Annotated in this window: 19 protein-coding genes and 1 pseudogene; 8 read left to right on the forward strand and 12 right to left on the reverse strand. The window is 70.6% G+C overall.

What is annotated here, in order from left to right; all coding sequences use genetic code 11:
* Nucleotides 1-33 precede the first annotated feature (33 nt).
* Together xylA and AB0M56_RS10320 are read left to right on the forward strand one after the other, a co-directional pair.
* A complete protein-coding gene (gene xylA / locus AB0M56_RS10315) occupies nt 34-1,182 on the forward strand; it encodes a xylose isomerase (RefSeq protein WP_364173236.1) in 1,149 nt (382 codons plus the stop codon).
* Between the two features lie 106 nt (nt 1,183-1,288).
* Nucleotides 1,289-1,846 (forward strand): hypothetical protein, encoded by a 558-nt coding sequence (locus AB0M56_RS10320; RefSeq protein WP_364173238.1) that lies wholly within the window; start codon nt 1,289-1,291, stop codon nt 1,844-1,846.
* Nucleotides 1,847-1,868: 22 nt separating this feature from the next.
* Here AB0M56_RS10320 and AB0M56_RS10325 read toward each other — a convergent pair whose 3' ends face one another.
* The 6 genes from AB0M56_RS10325 to AB0M56_RS10350 are packed head-to-tail and all read right to left on the reverse strand — an operon-like array spanning nt 1,869 to nt 8,825.
* Entirely contained in the window at nt 1,869-2,873 is a 1,005-nt protein-coding gene (locus AB0M56_RS10325) for a sugar phosphate isomerase/epimerase family protein (RefSeq protein ID WP_364173241.1), read from the reverse strand.
* 16 nt (nt 2,874-2,889) lie between these two features.
* Entirely contained in the window at nt 2,890-4,053 is a 1,164-nt protein-coding gene (locus tag AB0M56_RS10330) for a Gfo/Idh/MocA family oxidoreductase (RefSeq protein WP_364173244.1), read from the reverse strand.
* An 11-nt stretch (nt 4,054-4,064) separates the two neighbouring features.
* On the reverse strand, nt 4,065-5,093 hold the full coding sequence (locus AB0M56_RS10335; RefSeq protein WP_364173247.1) for a substrate-binding domain-containing protein: 1,029 nt from the start codon (nt 5,091-5,093) through the stop codon (nt 4,065-4,067).
* Nucleotides 5,090-6,100 carry an ABC transporter permease gene (locus AB0M56_RS10340; protein WP_354873798.1) on the reverse strand — a complete coding sequence of 337 codons (1,011 nt, stop codon included), beginning with the start codon at nt 6,098-6,100 and terminating at the stop codon, nt 5,090-5,092. Before AB0M56_RS10340 ends, AB0M56_RS10335 begins: the two co-directional genes overlap by 4 nt.
* Nucleotides 6,097-7,605, reverse strand: a complete 1,509-nt coding sequence (locus AB0M56_RS10345) for a sugar ABC transporter ATP-binding protein (RefSeq protein WP_364173250.1) — start codon at nt 7,603-7,605, stop codon at nt 6,097-6,099. Before AB0M56_RS10345 ends, AB0M56_RS10340 begins: the two co-directional genes overlap by 4 nt.
* A complete protein-coding gene (locus AB0M56_RS10350) occupies nt 7,602-8,825 on the reverse strand; it encodes an ROK family transcriptional regulator (RefSeq protein WP_364173253.1) in 1,224 nt (407 codons plus the stop codon). Before AB0M56_RS10350 ends, AB0M56_RS10345 begins: the two co-directional genes overlap by 4 nt.
* Nucleotides 8,826-9,542: 717 nt before the next feature.
* On the opposite strand from AB0M56_RS10350, the gene AB0M56_RS10355 reads away from it, so the two are divergent.
* The 3 genes from AB0M56_RS10355 (at nt 9,543) to AB0M56_RS10365 (ending at nt 11,532) form a co-directional block, all read left to right on the forward strand.
* Nucleotides 9,543-9,974, forward strand: coding sequence for an OB-fold nucleic acid binding domain-containing protein (locus AB0M56_RS10355; protein ID WP_364173256.1), 432 nt, complete (start codon nt 9,543-9,545; stop codon nt 9,972-9,974).
* Entirely contained in the window at nt 9,856-10,926 is a 1,071-nt protein-coding gene (aspS, locus tag AB0M56_RS10360; protein ID WP_364173508.1) for an aspartate--tRNA(Asn) ligase, read from the forward strand. The genes AB0M56_RS10355 and aspS overlap by 119 nt, the downstream gene beginning before the upstream one ends.
* Nucleotides 10,927-11,346: 420 nt before the next feature.
* Nucleotides 11,347-11,532, forward strand: coding sequence for a hypothetical protein (locus AB0M56_RS10365; protein ID WP_364173259.1), 186 nt, complete (start codon nt 11,347-11,349; stop codon nt 11,530-11,532).
* On the opposite strand, the gene AB0M56_RS10370 is transcribed toward AB0M56_RS10365, so the two are convergent.
* Entirely contained in the window at nt 11,529-13,730 is a 2,202-nt protein-coding gene (locus AB0M56_RS10370) for an MMPL family transporter (RefSeq protein WP_364173261.1), read from the reverse strand. The two genes, AB0M56_RS10365 and AB0M56_RS10370, sit on opposite strands and share 4 nt — an antisense overlap.
* A 108-nt stretch (nt 13,731-13,838) precedes the next feature.
* Nucleotides 13,839-14,291 carry a MarR family transcriptional regulator gene (locus AB0M56_RS10375; RefSeq protein WP_364173264.1) on the reverse strand — a complete coding sequence of 151 codons (453 nt, stop codon included), beginning with the start codon at nt 14,289-14,291 and terminating at the stop codon, nt 13,839-13,841.
* Nucleotides 14,292-14,445: 154 nt separating this feature from the next.
* On the opposite strand from AB0M56_RS10375, the gene AB0M56_RS10380 reads away from it, so the two are divergent.
* The 3 genes and pseudogenes from AB0M56_RS10380 to AB0M56_RS10390 form a co-directional block, all read left to right on the forward strand.
* Nucleotides 14,446-15,216: an SDR family oxidoreductase gene (locus tag AB0M56_RS10380; RefSeq protein ID WP_364173267.1), complete on the forward strand. Its 771-nt coding sequence runs from the start codon at nt 14,446-14,448 to the stop codon at nt 15,214-15,216.
* Nucleotides 15,217-15,245: 29 nt separating this feature from the next.
* Nucleotides 15,246-16,079 carry an aldo/keto reductase gene (locus tag AB0M56_RS10385; RefSeq protein ID WP_364173270.1) on the forward strand — a complete coding sequence of 278 codons (834 nt, stop codon included), beginning with the start codon at nt 15,246-15,248 and terminating at the stop codon, nt 16,077-16,079.
* 71 nt (nt 16,080-16,150) lie between these two features.
* Nucleotides 16,151-16,543, forward strand: a pseudogene (locus AB0M56_RS10390) (GNAT family N-acetyltransferase); the annotation flags it as partial.
* Between the two features lie 82 nt (nt 16,544-16,625).
* Here the strand turns inward: AB0M56_RS10390 and AB0M56_RS10395 are convergent.
* The 4 genes from AB0M56_RS10395 to AB0M56_RS10410 all read right to left on the reverse strand — a co-directional run bounded on the left by AB0M56_RS10395 (nt 16,626) and on the right by AB0M56_RS10410 (nt 21,120).
* Nucleotides 16,626-17,456 carry an SAM-dependent methyltransferase gene (locus AB0M56_RS10395; RefSeq protein ID WP_364173273.1) on the reverse strand — a complete coding sequence of 277 codons (831 nt, stop codon included), beginning with the start codon at nt 17,454-17,456 and terminating at the stop codon, nt 16,626-16,628.
* 81 nt (nt 17,457-17,537) lie between these two features.
* The gene (locus tag AB0M56_RS10400; protein WP_364173276.1) at nt 17,538-18,641 is read right to left on the reverse strand and encodes a hypothetical protein; all 1,104 of its coding nucleotides are present in this window, start codon (nt 18,639-18,641) and stop codon (nt 17,538-17,540) included.
* 318 nt (nt 18,642-18,959) lie between these two features.
* On the reverse strand, nt 18,960-19,520 hold the full coding sequence (locus AB0M56_RS10405; protein WP_364173279.1) for a type 1 glutamine amidotransferase domain-containing protein: 561 nt from the start codon (nt 19,518-19,520) through the stop codon (nt 18,960-18,962).
* A 58-nt stretch (nt 19,521-19,578) separates the two neighbouring features.
* Complete coding sequence (locus tag AB0M56_RS10410; RefSeq protein WP_364173282.1) at nt 19,579-21,120, reverse strand: PP2C family protein-serine/threonine phosphatase; 1,542 nt, start codon at nt 21,118-21,120, stop codon at nt 19,579-19,581.
* Between the last annotated feature and the right edge of the window lie 129 nt (nt 21,121-21,249).

A 21,249-nucleotide genomic window follows, 5' to 3' on the forward strand; every position in this document is an offset into this window, starting at 1 on the left:
GAACTAATTGGTACTCGATTGAAGGGGACCGTCATGACCGACTTCGCGCCCACTCCGGACGACAAGTTCTCGTTCGGCCTGTGGACCGTGGGCTGGCAGGCCGCCGACCCGTTCGGCGTGGCGACGCGGCCGGCGCTGGACCCGGTGGAGAGCGTGCACCGCTTGGCCGAGCTGGGCGCGTACGGCGTGTCCTTCCACGACGACGACCTGCTCGCCACCGAGCCCGACCGCGACGCGGCCATCAAGAAGTTCAAGGCGGCGCTGGAGGCCACGGGCCTGAAGGTGCCGATGGCGACCACCAACCTGTTCACGCACCCCGTGTTCAAGGACGGCGGCCTGACCAGCAACGACCGCGATATCCGCCGGTACGCGCTGACGAAGGTGCGCCGCAACCTCGACCTGGCCGCCGAGCTGGGCGCCTCCACGTACGTGCTGTGGGGCGGCCGCGAGGGCGCCGAATCCGACGCGGCCAAGGACGTGCGCGCCGCGCTGGACCGCTACAAGGAGGGCCTCGACCTCCTGGCCGACTACGCCGTGTCCCAGGGCTACGCCATCCGGTTCGCGCTGGAGCCCAAGCCCAACGAACCCCGCGGTGACATCCTCCTGCCCACGATCGGGCACGCGCTCGGCCTCATCTCGCAGCTGGAGCGTCCCGAGCTGTTCGGCCTCAACCCCGAGGTCGGCCACGAGCAGATGGCCGGCCTGAACTTCGTGCACGGCATCGCGCAGGCCCTGTGGCAGGGTAAGCTCTTCCACATCGACCTCAACGGCCAGCACGGTCCCAAGTACGACCAGGACCTCATCTTCGGCCACGGCGACCTGACGTCCGCGTTCTTCCTGGTGGACCTCCTGGAGAGCGCCGGCTACGAGGGCCCGCGGCACTTCGACTACAAGCCGCTGCGCACCGAGGACGCTTCGGACGTCTGGGAATCGGCCGCCGCGAACATGCGGATGTACTTGATCCTGAAGGAAAAGGCCGCCGCGTTCCGGGCGGACCCGGAGGTGGCCGCGGCGCTGTCGGCTTCGCGCGTCGACGAGCTGTCAGTCCCGACGGTCGCCCCGGGCGAGACGCTGGACGACCTGGCCGCCGACTCGTTCGACGTCGAGGCGGCGGGTAAGCGGGGTTACCACTTCACCCGGCTGAACCAGCTGGCATTGGAGCACCTGCTCGGCACCCGGTGACGGATTTCCCCGGTGGCGGGGTAGGCCGTTTGCTGGTCGCGAGGTGGTCTGGGCGACTATCTTGTGTTCTCGCCAGCGCGGTCCCCGCCACCGAGGAGTCCCCACCATGACCGACGGTCCACAGCAGAGCCCGGGCACGCCGGAAACCCAGCCGGACGCGAGTTTCCCGCCGCCGCCACAAGGGCCCGTGCTGCGGTACACGCCGGGACAGCCGCCCGCGGCCGAGGCCGGGCGGCTGAGCGGCGGGACGCAGCAGGCGTGGTCCGCGCCCGCTGCGTCGCCGCCGCAGCCCTCGGCTCCCCTGCCGCCGCAACCCGGCCTGCCCCCGCACCCCGGGCCGCCGCAGCAGCAGTGGACCGGGCAGCCCGGGATGGCTCAGCAAGGGCCGGTGAAGAGCGGCGTGCTCGCCGTGGTGGCCTTCGTGGTCGGGATCGTGGGCCTGATCGTCCCGTTCCTGCCGGTCGCGATGGACGACGCGCACCTGGGTGGCTCGCTCGACCTCCGGGCGTGGATCGGGTTGCCGTTCGCACTGGTGGCGCTCGCTTTGGGCATCGCCGCGTGCATGGGACGGCGGCGGATGAAGGCGCTGGCCATCGTGGGCATGGTGTTCGCAGCCCTCACGCTGGTGGTCGTCGTCATCATGATCGCCAACCGCCTGACCTGAGGGCCACGCCGGTCCGACAGACCTAAGGCTTCGACGAGAAGGCCGCGTCGAACGCCGCCGTCGGGGGTGTGAAGTTCAACCGCTTCACGAACTCCAACGCCTCCGGCGCGCCGGTCAAGCGGTCCATGCCGGCGTCTTCCCATTCGATCGAGATGGGGCCGTCGTAGGCGATGGCGTTGAGCATGCGGAAGACGTCTTCCCACGGAACGTCGCCGTGGCCGGTCGAGACGAAGTCCCAGCCGCGGCGCGGGTCGGCCCACGGGAGGTGCGAACCCAGCCTGCCGTTGCGGCCGTTGAGTTGCTTGCGGGCTTCCTTGCAGTCCACGTGGTAAATGCGGTCCTTGAAATCCCACAGGAAACCCACGGGGTCGAGGTCCTGCCAGACGAAGTGTGACGGGTCGAAGTTCAGGCCGAAGGCCGGGCGGTGGCCGATCGCCTCCAACGTGCGCACGGTGGTCCAGTAGTCGTAGGCGATCTCGCTCGGGTGGACCTCGTGGGCGAAGCGGACGCCGACCTCGTCGAACACGTCGAGGATCGGGTTCCAGCGGGCCGCGAAGTCCTCGTAGCCGCGGTCGATCATCGACTGCGGCACCGGCGGGAACATCGCCACGGTGTGCCAGATGGACGATCCCGTGAAACCGACCACAGTGGACACGCCCAGCAAAGCGGCCGCCCGCGCGGTGTCCTGCATCTCCGCGGCCGCCCGCCGGCGCACGCCCTCCGGTGAGCCGTCGCCCCAGATGCGGGCGGGCAGGATGGCCTCGTGGCGCTCGTCGATGGGGTGGTCGCACACGGCCTGGCCCACCAGGTGGTTGGAGATCGTCCACACGCGAAGGTCGTACTTGGCCAGCGTGTCCCGTTTGGACTGCACATACCCGCCATCGGAAAGCGCTTTGTCGACTTCGAAGTGGTCGCCCCAGCAGGCGAGCTCGAGGCCGTCGTAGCCCCAGCCGCTCGCGAGGCGGCAGACCTCCTCGAAGGGCAGGTCGGCCCACTGCCCGGTGAACAGTGTCAGCGGTCGTGCCATCGAAAAAACCTCCTGATCAGACAACGGTCCACACGGAATCGGCGGCGGCGCTGCGTTCCACCGCGTCGAGCACGCGCTGCACCTGCAGCCCGTCGGCGAACGACGGCGCAGGGTCGGTGCCCGAAGCGAGCGCCACGAGGAAATCGCGCACCTCGTGGGTGAAGGTGTGCTCGTAACCCAGGCCGTGGCCCGGCGGCCACCACGCGCCGACGTACGGGTGCTCCGGCTCGGTGACGAGAATCCGGCGGAACCCGGCGGCCGACGGATCCAGCGTGTGGTCGTGGAAGTACAGCTCGTTCATCGCCTCGAAATCGAACGCGAGGCTGCCCGCGGACCCGTTGAGCTCGATCCGCATCGAGTTCTTGCGCCCGGCCGCGAACCGCGTCGCCTCGAAGCTGCCCAGCGCACCCGACGCGAAGCGCGCGGTGAACAGCGCGGCGTCGTCCACCGTCACCTCGCCCCGCGCAGCCGCCGAGGAAGCCGCCAGCCCCGACGACGAAGCGACCAGCGGCCGCTCGCGCACGAACGTCTCCGTCACCGCGCTCACGCCCGAAATCCGCGACCCGGTCAGGAACTGCGCGAGATCCACGATGTGCGCGCCGATGTCGCTGAGCGCGCCCGACCCCGCGCGCTCCTTCTGCAGCCGCCACACCAGCGGGAACTCGGGATCGACGATCCAGTCCTGCAGGTACTGCGCCCGCACGTGCCGCAGCTCGCCCAGCCGCCCGTCGGCCACCAGCGACCGCGCGAAAGCCAGCGCCGGCACGCGCCGGTAGTTGAACGCCACCATCGACCGCACCCCACGAGCGGTCGCCTCCTCGGCGGCGGCGGCCATCGCCGCGGCTTCGGCAACGTTGTTGGCCAGCGGTTTCTCACACAGCACGTGCTTGCCCGCGGCCAGCGCGGCCAGCGCGATCTCCGCGTGCGTGTCCCCCGGCGTGCAGATGTCGACGAGCCCCACTTCGTCGGACTCCACCAGCCGTTTCCAGTCCGTCTCCACGGAAGCCCAGCCGAGCTTCTCCGCGGCAGCCGACGCCGCCGCGGCGTCACGTCCGCACAGCACCGCCATCCGCGGCGTCAGCGGCACGTCGAACGCGTGGTGCACGGTCCGCCACGCCTGGGAGTGGGCCGCGCCCATGAAGGCGTAACCCATCATCCCGACGCCGATCTGCCCGGCCATCGAAAACCCTTTCACTCGAAGGAAACCGGCAGGTACTTGTCCACGTTCTCCTTGGTCACCACCGCCGAGAACGTGGTCACCGAAGCGGGGATCTCCTGCTCCGCCAGGTCCGACACGCCCTTCGCCTGCCCGAGCAGCCGGGCGAGGCGCACGGCGGACGCCGCCATCGTCGGCGGATAGAGCACAGTGGCCTTGAGCACCGAGTTGTCGCTCTTGATCGCCTCCATCGCGGCCTTCGACCCGGCGCCGCCGACCATCAGGAAGTCCGACCGCCCGGCCTGGCGCACGGCCTGCAGCGCGCCCACGCCCTGGTCGTCGTCGTGGTTCCAGATCGCGTTGAACTGCGGGTGCGCCTGCAGCAGCTCGGCCATGCGCGCCTGCCCGGTCGGCACGGTGAACTCGGCGGCGGCACGGCCGACCTTGCGGATGCCCGGGTAGTTGGCCAGCGCGTCGTCGAAGCCCTGCGTGCGCTGGCGGGTGAGCTCGAGCGTGTCGATGCCGGCGAGCTCGAGCACGGTGCCCTGCCCGTTGAGCCGCTGGCCGATGTAGTTGCCCGCGTTCACGCCCATGCGGTAGTTGTCGCCCCCCACCCACGTGCGGTAGGCCTGCGGCGAGTCGAAGATCCGGTCGAGGTTGATCACGGGGATGCCCGCGTTCATCGCCTTGCGCCCGGCCGGCGTGAGCTGCTTGCCGTCGGCCGGCAGCACCACGAGCACGTCGACCTTGCGGTTGATCAGCGCGTCGATCTGCGCCGACTGCGTGGCGGCGTCGTTCGACCCCTCGGCGACGACGAGCTCCACGTCGGGATGGCGCTGCGCTTCGGCCCGCGCGTTGACGGTGATCGCGTTGAGCCAGCCGTGGTCGGCCTGCGGCCCGGCGAACCCGACCGTGACTCTCTTGCCCGGCGCGTCCTGGGCGCCTTGGGGTGCGGTCGCGGCGGCGGGCGGTGGTTCCTCGTTGCTCGTGCACGCTGCGAGCGCGCCCACGCCCGCGAGGGTCGCTCCGGTCAGGAACGCGCGGCGGCGGATGTCGGTGTTCATCGGGTGGTCCTCTCACTCGAGTAGAGCGAAGCCCGCCGCTGCACGAGCACGGCGAGCACGATGATCACGCCCTTGGCCAGCTGCTGCACGGCCGTGGGCAGGTTGTTGAGGGTGAACAGCACGCTGATGACCGTGAAGACGAGCACCCCGAGCACGGAGCCGACGAGCGTGCCGCGTCCGCCGGAGAGCAGGGTGCCGCCGATGATCACCGCGGCGATGGCGTCGAGCTCGTAGAGGTTGCCGTTGCCCGACGTGCCACTGGAGGTGAGGATGATCAGCATGACGCTGGCGATGCCGCAGCACAGTCCGGAAAGGACGTACAGCAGGCAGGTGTGCAGCTTCACGTTGATGCCCGCGAGCCGCGCGGCCTCCAGGTTGCCGCCGATCGCGTAGGTGCGGCGGCCGAAGGTGGTGCGGTTGAGCACGAGCCAGCCGATGATCGCGACGGCCGCGAAGATCAGTACCAGCGGCGGGATGCCGAGCACGTAGCTGTCCTGGTAGCCGAGGTCGACGAGCGCCTGGTTGCTCGACGTCACGGTCTGCGTGCGACCTTGCGAGAGCTGGATCGCCAGGCCGCGGGCCGACGCGAGCATCGCCAGCGTGCCGATGAACGCGACCAGCCGGCCGTACGCGATGAGCAGCCCGCTGACCAGGCCGCAGCCGACGCCGACGGCCACGGCGGTGAACACGATCCCGGTGATGCCGAACTGCTGGGTCGAGCGCGTGGTCGCCCACACCGTCGCGAGGGCGACCACCGCGCCGACGGACAGGTCGATGCCGCCGCCGATGATCACGAACGTCATGCCCACGGTGATCACGCCGATCACCGAAGCCTGCACCAGTACCAGCACGAGCGTGCCCGTGGTGAGGAACTGTCCCGGTTGGGTCAGCGCGCCGATCAGCACCAGCACGGCCAGCACGCCGACCAGGCCGAGGTTGCGCGCCTCCCGCAGCCGCACCGAGAACCCGCGCGCACGTTCGGTTGCCACCGCCTGCTCAGCGTTCATTCCGCACGCTCCTGCTCTTCGAGGATGAGATCCAGCACGGCCGATTCGTCGAGGTCGCGCCCCCGCGCCTCGGTGAGCACGCGGCCTTCGCGCAGCACCAGCACCCGGTCGGCCAGGCCGAGCACCTCCGGCAGCTCGCTGGAAACCAGCACGATCGCGACGCCGGAATCGGCCAGTTCGCGGATCACGCGGTACAGCTCGGCCCGCGCGCCGACGTCGACCCCGCGGGTCGGCTCGTCGAGCAGCAGCACGCGGCAGCCCTTGAGCAGCCAGCGCGCGAGCACGGCCTTCTGCTGATTGCCGCCCGAGAGCTTCCCCGCGGGCCTGCGAATGTCGGGCGGGCGCAGATCGAGGGCCTCGGTGTGGCGGCGGACGGCGGTTGTCTCGGCGCGGGAGTTGAACCAGCCGAACCGCGCGTAACGCCGCAGCGAGGCGAGGGAAACGTTACGGGCCACGGACTCCTGCAGCAGCAGGGCCTGGCTCTTGCGTTCCTCCGGCGCCAAACCGAGGCCTGCGCGGACGGCCGACGTCACGCCGTCCCGCAGTGGTTTTCCGGCGAGCTTCACGTGGCCGACGGTGGTTTTCCTTGCCCCGTAGACGGTTTCGAGGACTTCGGAGCGGCCCGACCCGACGAGTCCCGCGAGACCGACGATCTCGCCTTCCCGCACCGTGAACGACACGTCTTCGAACGAGCCGGCCACGGTAAGGCCCTCGACCTCCAGCAGCACCGGACGGTCGTCGAACGCGTCTTCCGCGGGCCGGGGCGGGAAGAGGTACTCGACGCGGCGGCCGGTCATCAGCGCGACCAGCTCGGTGGTCGGCGTGGTGCGGGCCGGGAGTCCGGTGGCGACGGTGTGGCCGTCTTTCAGGACCGTGACCCGGTCGCCGACCTCGCGGATCTCTTCGAGGCGGTGGGAGATGTAGACGACGGCGACACCGCGTTCGGTGAGGCCGCGGATCACGCGGAAGAGGTTCGCGACCTCGTCGCTGGCGAGGACGGCCGAGGGTTCGTCGAGCACGATCAGCCGCGCGTCGAGCGAGAGCGCGCGGGCGAGGCTCACGATCTGCTTGCCCGCGGCCGAGAGCGAGCCGACCTCGCGTTCGACCCGGATCTCCCGGTGCCCCAGCCGGTCCAGGAGTTTTCGCGCCTCGGCGCGCATCGTCGCGCGGCGCACCCAGCCCGCGCTGGCCTGCTCGTGGCCGAGGAAGATGTTCTCCGCCACGGAAAGCCCGTCGACGAGGTCGAGCTCCTGGTACAGCGTGGCGATGCCGCACTTGATGGCGGCGGTCGGGTTGGGCAGCTCCACGGGCTCGCCGCCGACGCGGATCTCCCCCGCGTCGGGCCGGTGCGCGCCGGCGAGCACCTTGATCAACGTGGACTTGCCGGCGCCGTTCTGGCCCAGCAGGCAGTGCACTTCCCCTTCGGCCACGCTCAGCTCGACGTCGTCGAGCGCGCGCACGCCGGGGAAACCCTTGCCGATCCCCGTCATTTCGAGAAGCGTCATCCGCTGTCCCTCTCCCCTGCTCCGTCTACAACCCGCGCGGGGTCGTCGAACACGGCTTCCAGCGCCACGTGGGCCCCGCCGCGCGAGGCGGCCGAGAAGCCCAGCCACGACAGCTCCACGCGGCAGCCACCGATGTCGGGCGCGACCACCCGGGCCTTGAGCTCGGCCATCATCGGGCCGAGCAGGTACGGGCCGAGCTGCGCGAAGTAGCCGCCGAGCAGCACCACGCGCGGGTTGAACACGTTCACGAGCACGGCCGCACCGACACCGAGCCCGGTGCCCACCTGGGCCAGCGCGTCGAGCGTGCGGCGGTCTTTCAGCTCCGCGCGGCGGCGCACCATGTCGAGGCGCTGTTCGAGGTCGAGCGACGGGTCGTGCACCGGGTCGCTGGGCTCGGCCGCGAGCCGCAGCATCCCGGCGAGGCCCACGATCGTCTCCCAGCAGCCGCGTCTGCCACAGCCGCAGCGCCGGCCGTTCGGATCGAGCTGGATGTGGCCGATCTCGCCGGAGAACCCTTCCGCCCCACCGAGGAGCCGGCCGCCGGAGATCACGCCGCCGCCGACGCCGATCTCGCCGGTGAGGTACACGAGGTCCGCGGTGCCGGCGACGCTGCCCATCGCGTGCTCGCCGAGCGCGCCGAGGTTGGCGTCGTTGGCCATGCGGACGGGGAACCCCAGGCGGCCGAGGCGGTGGGTGAGCCGTTCGGTCAGGCCGGTGACCACGGGGACGTCGGTCCAGTGCAGGTTGGGCGCGAACGCCACGGTGCCGGCTTCCACGTCGACGAGGGCCGGTATCGCCAGCGTCAGCCCGACCGGCGCCACCTTGAGCCGGCGGCATTCCCTGAGCGCTCTCGCGGCCAGCTCGGCCGTCGCGTCGAGGACCTTGGCCGGAGGAAGCGCTTGCACATCGAGCGCCACGCGCTGTTCGAAGAGGACGGTGCCGGTGAGATCCAGGGCCAGCGCGGTGAGGTAATCGACGTTCACCTCGACGCCGACGCCGCCCACCCCGCGCCCGTCGAGCTCCACGATCGTGCCCGGCCGCCCGACCGCCCCCGCGCGTTCCCGCTCGCCCTCCCGCGCCAGCCCGCGCTCGACCAGCTCCGCGACGAGGCTCGACACCGTGGCCTTGTTCAGCCCCGTCTCCGCCGCGATGCCCGCCCGCGACCGCGGCCCGGCGTCACGCAGGTGCCGCAGCACGAGCGCGAGGTTGCTGCGCCGCACCGAGGCCTGATCCGCCGGCCGCGGTGGGCCGACGGGTCTCAGAGGCAGGGAGGAGTCCACGCTGACACCGCCAAGTTCGTCTGGTGGGGCAACAAATTAGGTCAGGGCGAACGAAGGGGTCAACGATTGAGGGATGGTAACGATCCCGGCAAAAGCCCCGAAATGCCGGAGTGACCTGGGGAAACTGTGCTTCGGGGCGTCGTGGGCGGTCCTTCGGATGGAGCACGGATTGGGATGAATCGCTGCCCGAACCACTCACCCGTTCGGCTTCAGCTACTCGGATGAGCCGGCCCGACGGGGTTGCGTGGACTGCTGGGCCACCCGGGTGAACGCGGCGGGGTGGCCGCAGAGGAATTCGTTGGAAACGGCTGTTTGTCACCGTTCGGCGCGGCAAGTCGAAAGTCCTGCACGGCTGCCGGGTTAATTCACGCGACGTTCGGTGGCGCCTGTGCCTAGACTTCCACGCAACGCGCTGACGGAACCGAGTAGCGCGGGGTCCCGCGCCCACAGAGAGCCGCCACAGCTGAGAGGCGGCGCCGCGCCCCCGCCGCGAAGACACTCCCGAGCAGCGGGGAGGCAATGCCCCGCCGGCCGGCCCCCGACACCGGGCTCAGTTTTCGAGGCCGCCATGTCCCGGCGGCGAAGGTGCGGTGGTACCGCGAGTTCCCTTCTCGCCCGCACCCCCAAGGGGTCGCCGAGTTCGCTCGAGGAGAGTGAATGTTCCCTCGCACCCTGGTCGCCGACCTGCCCACGCACACCGGCACCACCACGACCATCGCCGGCTGGCTCCACCGCCGGCGCACCCTGAAATCCGTGACGTTCCTGGTGATCCGGGACCGTACGGGGTTGGCACAAGTGGTGTTCAGTGCGCCACCTCGCCCCGGCCCGAACACGCCCCCGCCCTCCCAGGGGGGCGTCCCCGAGTCCATTTTATCGCCCACCCCCGACAAAAACGGGGACCAAGCCGAAATAGGGCTGAGTTGTCCACAACTCGGGGTCGGGTGTGGACAAGTCCGCCGACCGCACCGAAATCCCCCAGCTGAACGAAGAAACCGTCGTCGAGGTGACCGGGCGAGTCGTCGCCAACAAACAGGCACCCGGCGGGATCGAGATCGTGGAAGCGACCATCAAAGTCCTTGCCAAACCTGAGAAACAGCCGCCATTCGACCTCTACCGGCCCACGATCCCGGCAGCGCTGCCGACGGTCCTCGACAACGCGGCCGTCGCGCTCAGGCATCCCGAGCTGAAGCGGCGGCACGAGATCGCGGCTCGCAGCGTCGCGGCGTTCCGGCGCGCTCTCGACAGCCGCGGCTTCACCGAGGTTCACACGCCCAAGATCGTGGCCACCAGTACGGAGTCCGGTGCCAACGTCTTCCAGCTCGACTATTTCGGGAAGCCCGCCTACCTCGCGCAGTCACCGCAGTTCTTCAAGCAGGCGCTGGTCGGTGTCTTCGAGCGCGTCTACGAAGTCGGCCCGGTTTTCCGCGCTGAGCCCCACGACACCGCGCGTCACCTCGCGCAGTACACGAGCCTGGACGCGGAGCTCGGGTTCATCGCCGACCACCGCGACGTGATGGCCGTGCTGCGGGACGTCATCGCGGAAATGGCCGCAGCTGTGGGTGCCGAGGCTCCTGAAGTACCCCTGGAAATCCCGGCCATCTCCTACCCCGCGGCGCAGCAGATCTTGCACAGCACCGAACCCGACCTCTCCCCCGACGACGAACGCCGTCTCGGCGAATGGGCCCTGGCCAACCACGGCTCGGAATTCCTGTTCGTCACCGGCTACCCCATGGCCAAACGCCCCTTCTACACCCACCCCGACCCAGCGCATCCGGGCCTGTCCAACAGTTTCGACCTCCTCTTCCGCGGCCTGGAACTCGTCACGGGCGGCCAGCGGCTGCACCAGTACGCCGACTACCTCGCGGTCCTCGGCCCCGACGCCGACCAGTACCGCGACTACCTCGCGACGTTCGCCCACGGCATGCCGCCCCACGGCGGCTTCGCGATCGGCCTCGAACGCTGGGTCGCACGGGTGCTGAAGGTGCCCAACATCCGCGGTACGACGCTGTTCCCGCGCGACCTGCATCGGCTGAGGCCGTAGGAGACCTAAGTGGACGGTTCAGCGGCAAGCCGGTGGTCGACCCATCGGGTAAAATTCAGCCGTCCGAGCATCCGCCGGGCGGGTAAGGGGTGAGCGAGCCAGGGGGTCAGCCGTGGCCAGTCGTCAGCGCCGAACCGTGCTGTGGCTCGGCGGCGCAGAACTGACGCTGTGCGCCGGCCTCCTGGTCATCTCCTGCACTCCGACCGTGTGGCTCGGCCGGCAGGTCACCGACACACCGGTCGTGTCCATCCCGACCCGGGCGGATGCGGAAGCCCTGCTCAACCAGGCAACCGGCTTCGCCCGGGCCCACGACTACGTGGGCTTGTGCCAGACCGTCGCGCAGGATGCAGGCGCCTGCCAGAAGGTGCTCGATCGGGCGGCTGTCTCGCACAAGCGGCGCCCTCCGCCACACCGCCTGCGGTGGAAGATGCGATCGGCCAGCCGGACAAAGGCACCGTGCAGGGAGCCGAGGTACGGCACATCCGTGGCACCCGAGCGGACGGCACCACCTACACCGCCGATTTCTCCGCCGTTCGGGCCCCGGACGGGCAGGTCCGGAGCCAGAACGCCGTCTACTGGTTCAGCAGCGTCGCCAAACCGGCTTAAGTGGACGGTGCCGACTCCGGTGCAGGAGTCACCGGCTTCGGCACCCCCTCAGGTTCGGGTTCGATATGCGGCAACAGCCGGTCCAGCCAAGGCGGCAGCCACCAACTGTGCTTCCCCAGCAAGAACATCGCCGCCGGCACGATGATCAGCCGGATGATCGTCGCGTCGATCAGCACACTCACGCCAAGGCCCAGGGCCAAGATCTTGATCACCACACTCGGCGAAGCCAGGAACGCGAAGAACACGCACACCATGATCACCGCGGCCGAAGAGATCACCCGAGCGGTCACCGCGAGACCATCAGCCACACTCGCATGATTGTCCTTCGTACGCAGCCAAGCCTCGTGCACCCGTGAGAGCAGGAACACCTCGTAATCCATCGACAACCCGAACACGATGGCGAACATGATCATCGGCACGTACGACTCGATCGGCACCGTCTCGTGCACCCCCAACAGCGCCCCGCCCCAGCCCCACTGGAACACCGCGACGATCACGCCGTACGAAGCGGCGATCGACAGCAAGTTCAGCAACGCGGCCTTCAACGCCAGCACCGGGCTGCGGAAAGACAGCAGCAGCAACACGAACGCAGCCGCCACCACCACGCCGATGATCGTGGGCAGGCGGGCGGCGACGATGTCGCGGAAGTCGAGCTGGCCGGCGGTCATGCCGGTGACGTAGCTGGTCGCGCCGGCGAGAACCGGGGGCAGGGTCTGGGTGCGCAGCGTGCCGAGGAGCTCGTCGGTGGCGGCGTCCTGCGGGCCGGTCGTCGGCGTGACGGTGGACAGCATCAGCGCGCCGTCCGGGCTGGGCGACATCGGGGTGGCCGAGGCGACGCCGGGGGTTTTCGCCAGGGCCTGCTGGACGGCCGAGCCCAAGGCCGCGTCGGACGATTCCACGACGACGGTGAACTGACCGTTGGCGCCCGGGCCGAAGCCGCTGCTGATGGCGTCGTAGGCCTGACGCGTGGTGGTGCCGGCCGGGTCGGCGCCTTCGTCGATGTGGCCCAGCTCCATGGAGAACGCGGGGATGGCGAGCACCGCGGCCACGAGCACGCCGCCGCCGAGGTAGCGCCAGGGGTGGCGGTCGATGCGCACGGCGTAGCGGTGCCAGGCGCTTTCCTTGCCGTCGGCCGACTGCTCGGCCACGGGCTTGCGCACGTGCCAGCGGTCGATCCGCCGCCCGGACAGGCCGAGCAGCGCGGGCACGAGCGTCGTCGCCGCGATCCCGGCCACGACCACCGTGATCGCGGCGGCCAGGCCGAGCTTCCCGATGAACGCGACGCCGACGGTGAACAGGCCCATCAACGCGATGACCACCGTCGTCGCCGCGATGAGCACCGAACGGCCGCTGGTGGCGACGGTGCGGCCGGCGGCCGTGACCGGATCGGCGCCGTCGAGCAGGTGCTGGCGGAAGCGCGTGGTGAGGAAGAGGGCGTAGTCGATGCCGACGCCGAGGCCGATCATGATCGCGAGCGTGGGCGAGGCCGTGGCGAAGCTGATCGCGGCCGCCAGCAAGCCGAGGAAACCGAGGCCGGTCGCGACGCCGATCACCGACGTGACGATCGGCAGGCCGGCGGCGATCACGCTGCCGAAAGCCAGCAGCAGCACCAGGATCGCGACGATGATGCCCACGGACTCCGAGCGCAGGTCGCCGGCGCCGGGCTCGGCCGCCTTGCCGAGCGCGCCGCTGTAGTCGACCTGGACACCGGTCGCGCGGACGGGATCGGTGGCCTTGTCGATGCCGTCGACGAGGTCGGTGCCGAGCGCGGCGGGCTTGTCGTCGAACTGGATGTTGGCGAAGGCGACGCGGCCGTCGGGCGCGGTGGTGTCCGGTGCGAGCGGATCGGACAGCGACACGACGTGGGGCACGGCGCGGACCGCCGTCGCGGCCTGCTCGATGGCCGCGCTCTGGCTGCTCAGCGTGCCGGAGTCAGTGGTGAAGACCAGGCGCGCGCTGTTCGAACCACCGACGACGCCGTGCTCGGCGAGCACGGTGCTGCCGCGGCCGGATTCGGCGTCGGGCAGGCTGAAGTCGTCACTGTACGTGCCGCCCACGAGGTTGTTGGCCACCGTCGCGCCGGCCAGCACCAGGACCCAGATCACGATCACCGGCCACGGGTGCCCGGCGCACCAGCGGCCGAGTCGTTGGAGGATTCCGGCGGGAGATTCTTCCGCGATACGAGCGTTTTCCGTCATTTCGCCACCCGGCTTCCGGGAAGTTTCCCGGTCCAGCGTCACGCCGGGAACGGCGCCCGCCTAGGGCCGAAGGTCCTCGGACGGCCCTAGCCGAATGGTGACGGTGAGTTACCGTTTCGCGAAGGCGAGCGAACCCAGCGCGCCGACGAGTGGCGCCAGCTCCGGCAGCTCCTCGGCCTCGGCGAGCGCGGCCGACAGCGTGGCGTCGTGCGTCGGGCGGGCCTCGTCGAGCAGCTCGCGGCCCGCGACGGTCACCTCGGTGTAGATGCCGCGCCGGTCCGTCGGGCAGAGGTAGCGCGACAGGAGCCCGCGGTCCTCGAGCCGGGTCACCAAGCGGGTGGTGGCCGACTGGCTCAGCACCACGGCGTTGGCGAGCTGGTTCATCCGAAGGTGGAAGCCGTCCTGGCGCGCGAGCACGTCGATCACGGTGTACTCGCTCACCGACAGCTCGTGGTCGCGCTCGAGCGCGCGCTGCAGCCGGTCTTCGATGCGCGCGTGCAACGCGGCCAGAGTGCGCCAGCCCTGCGCCCGGGCCTCCACGGCGTCGTCAGCCAGTGACACGGTTCACCTCTTCTCGCCGACCCCCGCGGTTGCGGGTGGTTCGCCCTTCGGGCACTATCGAGCGTGTGCAAATAACCGCGTGTGCAAGTATTGCTGACGCTCGTAATCGTCTGTTGCCACTGTACTCGCGAACGCAGGAAGGGGTATCCACCCGATGAACATCGACCTGAGCGGGCGCACCGCCCTGGTCACCGGCTCCACCGCCGGCATCGGCGAGGCCGCTGCCGCCGCGCTGGCCGCCGCGGGGGCCGACGTGGTGGTGAACGGCCGCAACGCCGATCGCGTGGCCGAGGCCGCGAAGCGCCTGGGCGTGCGCGGGATCGCGGCCGACGTCGGCACCGCGGAGGGCGTGGCGTCGCTGGTCGAGCAGCTGCCGGACGTGGACGTGCTGGTGAACAACGCGGGCGTCTTCGCGCCGATCCCGGTGTTCGAGATCAGCGACGAGGAGTGGCTGCGGATCTACCAGGTCAACGTGCTCTCGGGCGTCCGGCTGACGCGGCACTACGCACCCAGGATGGTGAATCGCGGGTGGGGGCGGGTGATCTTCGTCAGCAGTGAATCGGCGGTTCAGCCGCCGACTGAGATGGTCCACTACGGTATGACGAAGACGGCCCAGCTGGCGTTGTCCCGCGGGATGGCGCAGGAGGTGGCCGGCACGGGCGTCACCGTCAACAGCGTGCTGCCCGGACCCACGCTCACCGAGGGCGTGCGCGAGTTCGTGCGCAGCCTGTACCCGGACCTCGACTTCGCCGAGGCCGAGCGGCGGTTCATGGCCCAGGACCGTCCGACCTCCCTGCTGGGCCGCCTGATCCGCCCGGAGGAGGTGGCGAACCTCATCACCTACGTCGCCTCCGACCAGGCCGCCGCGACCACCGGGGGCGCGCTGCGCGTCGACGGCGGGGTCGCGTCGGCGATCATTCCCTGAGTTTTCGTTAGCACAGAAGGGTTTTTGCGTTGACCAGCGTTCCTGTCACCAAGTTGAACAACGGCGTCGAAATGCCGCAGCTCGGCTTCGGCGTCTTCCAGGTGCCGCCCGCCGAGACGAAGGCCGCGGTCAAGACCGCGCTCGACGCCGGCTACCGCAGCATCGACACCGCCACGGCGTACGGCAACGAAGCGGCCGTCGGCGAGGCGCTCGCCGAGTCGGGCGTCGCGGCCGACGAGCTGTTCATCACCACCAAGCTGTGGAACAGCGACCAGGGCTACGACCAGACGCTGCGCGCGTTCGACTCCAGCTTGACGGCGCTCGGGCTCGAGCAGCTCGACCTCTACCTGATCCACTGGCCGCTACCGGCGCGCGACATGTACCTCGACACGTGGAAGGCGCTGGAGAAGCTCTACGCCGACGGCCGCGTGCGCGCCATCGGCGTGTCCAACTTCCAGCCTTCGCACCTGCGCCGCGTACTCGACGAGGGCGCAGTGGTGCCGGCCGTGAACCAGATCGAGCTGTCGCCGTACCTCGTCCAGCAGGAACTGCGCGCCTTCCACGCCGACCACGGCATCGCCACCGAAGCTTGGAGTCCCCTGGCCAAGGGCGGGGACCTCCTGGGCGAGCAGGCCGTCGTCGAGGTGGCCTCCGCGCATGGCCGCACGCCCGCCCAGGTCGTCCTGCGCTGGCACCTGCAGCTGGGCAACGTGGTCATCCCGAAGTCCGTCACGCCCTCGCGCGTGGCCGAGAACTTCGACGTCTTCGGCTTCACCCTCACCGACGCCGAGATGGCCGCGCTGTCGGCCCTCGACCGCGGCCTGCGCACCGGCCCGGACCCGGACACGTTCGACGTGGCGTGAGGTTTCGGCTGACGTGAAACGGGCGGCTTTCCTGGGTGGGAGGCCGCCCGTTTTTCGTTCTACGGTGCGGTATGGAGATCGAGCTGCGGGACTGGCTGCCCGACGACGCGGCGTGGTACGTCGCGCAGGTACAGGATCCGGACACCCTGCGCTTCACCACGGAACGGGCGACACTGACGGCCCCAGAGTTCCTGCGCGCGCTGAAAGCGTTGCGCCGCAACGAAAACGCCCTCGGTTTCGTCGCCATCGCCGCCGAGTCCGGCGAGCGGCTGGCCAACCTCGCGGCGGAGCGCAAAGGTGCCGTCGCCGAGGTCAGCTACTGGGTTTCAGCCTCCGCGCGAGGCCGCGGCGTCGCGAGCCGCGCGCTCGCCGAGCTGTGCCGGCGGGTGAGCACGACGTGGCCCGGCATCGAGATCCGCCTCTGGACGCACACGGACAACGTCGCTTCGCAGCGCGCGGCGGAGCATGCCGGGTTCGGCCGCGTCGAAGGCCCGCCCACGAAGGAGAGCAGCGGCCGGGTCTGGCCGGTGGTCCACTACCGCCGGCTCACGGCTTCCGGGCCACTCCACCCAACGTCAGATGGTTCAAATCCCCCACCGGAGTCATCCGCGGCCCGTCGGGCCACCACTCGTGCAGCATGCCCAGGCCCGGATCCAGCAGCTCCAACCCGGTGAAAAACGACTCGATCTCCTCCCGCGACCGGTGCACTGTGCCCAGCCCGGTGCCCTCGAAGGTCGAGTCGATGAGGTGCGCCAAGGCCTGCCGGGGTGGGTCGGCCGGGGGTTGGTGGTGGTGGGTGAGCAGGAGGTACGAGCCGGGGGCCAGCTGGTCGACGTAGCTGTGCACGATGAACCGCGCGCGGTCGAGGCTGTCGATGTGGTGGACGATCGAGCAGAGCAGCAGGGCCATCGGGCGATCGAAGTCGAGGTGGCGGTAGACGATGGGGTCGCCGAGGGTGGCGCCCGGGTCGGTGAGGTCGGCGCCGGAGACGTGGGTGCGGTCGTTGGTCTCCAGGACGGCGCGGCCGTGGACCTGGACGACAGGGTCGTTGTCGACGTACACGACGCGCGCGTCGGGATTGTGGCGTTGGGCGACCTCGTGGGTGTTCTCCACGGTGGGCATGCCGGAGCCGAGGTCGAGGAACTGGTCGATGCCGCGGTCGGCGGCGAGGTGGCGGACCACGCGCACGAGCCACGCGCGGTGCTCGCGCGCCATGTCCTGGGCGCCGGGGGCGACGGCGAGCAGGCGCTGGAGCATCACGCGGTCGGCTTCGTAGTGGTCGCAGCCGCCGAGGAGGGCGTCGGACAGGCGGGCCAGGCTGGGGCGGTCGTGGTCGAAGCGCGTCGAGGTCCCCGAAACCACCGCTGCCCCCTTCACGCCACGGACAGTGCACAGACTACGACACCGCGTCCACTCAGTGAACCCACTCCCCACAGCCTGCTCCACCTGCAGTAACCCTCAGGAGAACGAGAGTTCTACCCACGTCCTCCCGGTGTCGGTCGTCCGATACACAGCGGAGCCGCTTTCGGCGTCCGGCAGGCCGTCGACGACCACGCCGACGCCGTCACCGACGAAGGCGAGATCCGAAAGCCCGACACCACGATCGGACAGCACGGTGGTGGTCCACGTACGGCCGCCGTCGGTGGTGTGGTGGAGGAAGCCGTCGCCACCACCCTCGGCCGCGACCGTCGCGGTGTCGGCGGTCGCGGCGCTGAACCCCTGCGTGATGCCCACGGCCGGCGCGTCGGCCGTGCCGCTGAACGTGGCGCCCAGCCTCGGCGCGCGCCACATCCGCCGCTCCGACGAACCCGGCTGCGGCGAGCCCGGGCTGCTGCTGCACAACGCGATCACCTGCCCGGACCGCACCCCGCCCAGCGACGCCGTGGTCCCCGACGGGCACGGCGGCGAAGCGGGCGTGAACACCACTCCGTCACGCGAAGTCCAGTACTCCTCGGTGCGGTAGTCGGCGCCCAGCGCGATCTGCAGCCCTCCGTCGGTGGCCAGATCGCCGTACGTGATGCCACCCGTGACCTCGAACCCCGGCAGCGGCGCCAGCACCGGCGCGCCCGCGAGGCCGGAGTACACGGACGTGGTGTTGCCGTAGGAATTGCTCGTGACCACGGCGAAAATCCGGCCGCCCGTCTCGGCCAGAGCGGACACATAACGATGCCCGCCGCCGGCCACGAGCACCGTGAACCAAGGCCGGCCGCCGTCGCGCGTGGCGAGAATGCGGGAGCCGTCGGTGACGTACAGGTGCTGGGCGCTCGCGGCGACGAGCCGGACGTGGTTGTGGTTGTCCGGCAACGACATCGGCGGCGCGCCCAGCCTCCGCCAGTGCGCGCCGCCGTCGGTCGTCTCGAGCAGTACCGGGCACCAGCCCGGTTCGCCGCAGTCGGTGTAGCCGAGCACGAAGCCGTGCTCCGGCCCGGTCCAACTCGTCGACGCGGGCGCGAAGCCGGCAGGAACAGCAGAAACATCAGGAGCGGCAGTGGCGGAGGCGGGGACGAGGGCCAGCACGGCGAGTGCGGCCGCGACGGCGGCGGCGCACCGGGTGGGTTTCATGATCGGCAGGACGTGCGGCCCTCACCGAGGTTGCCCGCCTTCCCCCGGACGGCCCGGAATTCAGCCCTTCGGCTTCCGCGGCGACGGAGGCGCGGGCGGCTTCGGAGGTTCGGGCTGGGCAGACTGCGCCTGAACCTCCTCCACAGCCTTGTCTCCCTCGGGAGCAGGCGCGTTGAAGTGGTCCCGGCACCAACGGCCATACCGCCTCGAATGCACTGTCATCGCGTCACCTCCTCCCGGGCCGCACGGCGTGGACCCCACCAGGGTCCCCCGCCGACGGGAAGAGCGCCACTGCTTTGCGCGGGTCGGTGACCAGCCTCAGCCGACCGGGTGGCGTCCCTCGGCGAACTCCTCGATCACCTTCGCGCAGAAGGCCGGCAGGTCGTCGGGGTTCCGGCTGGACACGAGACCCTTGTCCACCACGACTTCTTCGTCGACCACGGTGCCGCCCGCGTTGCGGATGTCCGTGCGCACGCTGGGAAACGAGGTCAGCGTGCGCCCGCGGACCACGTCGGCCTCCACGAGCGTCCACGGCCCGTGGCAGATCACGCCGACGGGTTTGCCCGCGCGCACGAAATCGCCCGCGAACCGCACGGCCGCCGGGTCGCGGCGCAGGTTGTCGGGGTTCATCGTGCCGCCGGGCAGCAGGAGGGCGTCGTAGTCGTCGGCGGAGACGTCGGCGACGAGCCGGTCGACCGGGAACGTGGCGCCCTTGTCGATGTCGCCGTTCATGGCCTGGATCTCGCCGTCGGCCAGCGAGACCAGGTCCACCGTCGCGCCTTCGGCGGTGACCGCCTTGCGCGGCTGTTCCAGCTCCACCTGCTCGACGCCGTCGGCCGCCAGGATGGCCACCTTGCGGCCCTGAAGTGCGTTCGCCATCGGGTTTCCTCCGTCCGGGTCCTAGTGACCCACCCCGGCTACCCGCGTGGCGGACCGCTCAATCCGCGCGCGCCGCGGCTTCGATCGCGAGCACGGCGATGTCGTCGTGGCCGGAGTTGCCCAGCCACGCGCGCACGGCCTCGCGCAGCCGCGCCACGACCTGGTGCGCCGGCAGCCCGACGCAGTCTGCGAGCACGGAGTGGAACCGTTCGTCGCCGAACAGCTCGGCCGATTCCGTGCGGTTGCGGGCTTCCGTGACGCCGTCGGTGTAGAGCAGGCAGACGTCACCCTCGTCGAGGTGCACCGTCGCCTCGGCGAAGCGGGCCTGCGGCGAGATCCCGACGAGCGTGCCCGGCACGCTCACCTCCTCGACCCCGCCGTCGCGGCGCAGCACGAGCGGCGCCGGGTGGCCGCCCGAGGCGAGCGTGACGTCGAGACCCGAGTCCGTCGGCGCCACCGAGCCGAGCACGAGCGTCGCGAAACGGTTGGAGCCGCCGGCGATGAGCAATTCGTTCAGCAGGCGCAGCATCGTGCGCCCGTCGCGTTCCACGAGCTGCAGCGCGGCCAGCGAATGCCGCACGCGGCCCGTGAGCGCAGCCGCCTCGGCGCCCTTGCCGCAGATGTCGCCGACCACCACGAACGCGCTGCCGTCCTCACGCGCGAGCACATCGTAGAAGTCGCCGCCGACGCCGAGAACGCCGCCGGCCGGCTCGTACCAGAGCTCGAAGTTGGCGCCGTCGACCTCCGCCGGCGGCGTCGGCTTCAGCGTGGTCTCCAAGCCGCGCGTGGCTTCTTCCTGACGCGCGTAGCGCTGCGCGTTGGCCAGCGCCGTGCCCGCGGCCGTGGCGAACGCCTCGATCGCGCGCGGCTGCCCGGCGCCGAACGCCGGTTCCGTGCGCCGCCCGATCAGCACCGCGCCGGTGACGCCGCCCTCGTCGACGCCCAGCGACACCGCCGAAACCTCGGCGTGGCCGGAGAACCGCTCGGCCACCGCCGGCGGCATCGTGGCCACCTCCGCGGCGGGCACCACGCGCACCTCGGGCGGCCCGACGGCCGCGAACGTCTCGGCCACCGCCGGAGCGTGCTGAGCCGCCACCCGCCGGATGCGGCCGTGGCCGGGCGCGCCGTGGTCCTCGCAGCTCCACCACTCCCAGCGGCCGCGGGTGGTGGGCAGCAACACGAACACGCAGTCGCCCAGCGCGGAGGCGGCCAGCTCGGCGATCACGCGCGCCGTGCCGTGGCGGCCGCGGGCCGCAGCGAGTTTCGGACCGGCTTCCGCGAGGAACTCTTCGGGACGACGGGGGCTGTCGTCGACCACGGTCCACACGCGCCAGCCCTCGGGCAGCGGGCGCAGGTGCGCGGCGCGGCGGACCTCGCCGAGATCGATGCGGCCGGTGGTCTCCGTCACGGTGACGAGCACGGGCGGACCTTCGGCGGCGAGCGTGCGCGCGGCCGCGTTGGCCCAGCGTACGGCTCCGGCCGGGTCCTGGACGAACACCGGGTCCCGCACGTCTTCGAGCACCGAACGCCAGAATCCCCCGTACTCGGGCAGCTCGGCGCCGGGTGGCAGGGCCGACGCCGGAGCGGGCCGTGACACCATGCACGAACCTCCTGCCTCCGGGTCGACCGACTTGTCGTCAGTACAAGGTTGGCACAGCGTGAGCGGGCGGACTGGCTCGAAGTGTAGGGCGAACCGTGGCACGCTGGGTCGACGACCATGGCTGGCACA

It is taken from the genome of Amycolatopsis sp. NPDC051372, from assembly GCF_040682095.1.
Classification (GTDB): domain Bacteria; phylum Actinomycetota; class Actinomycetes; order Mycobacteriales; family Pseudonocardiaceae; genus Amycolatopsis.